Raw genomic sequence first — 253 nt, forward strand, 5'->3', positions numbered from 1 at the left:
TGTGGCCGGTCGCCCTCTCAGGCCGGCTACCCGTCGTCGCCTTGGTGGGCCGTCACCCCACCAACAAGCTGATAGGCCGCGGGCTCATCCTGCACCGCCGGAGCTTTCCACACACCCCCATGCGGAGGCGTGTCGTATCCGGTATTAGCACCGGTTTCCCGGTGTTGTCCCAGAGTGCAGGGCAGATTGCCCACGTGTTACTCACCCGTTCGCCACTGATCCGCCCCGAGGGGCTTCACCGTTCGACTTGCAT

Annotated in this window: 1 rRNA gene; it reads right to left on the minus strand. The window is 64.8% G+C overall.

The window, feature by feature from the left end:
- A 16S ribosomal RNA gene (locus LO771_RS30470) occupies positions 1-253 on the minus strand; the annotation flags it as partial.

The organism is Streptacidiphilus sp. ASG 303, from assembly GCF_020991365.1.
Taxonomy (GTDB): Bacteria; Actinomycetota; Actinomycetes; order Streptomycetales; family Streptomycetaceae; genus Peterkaempfera.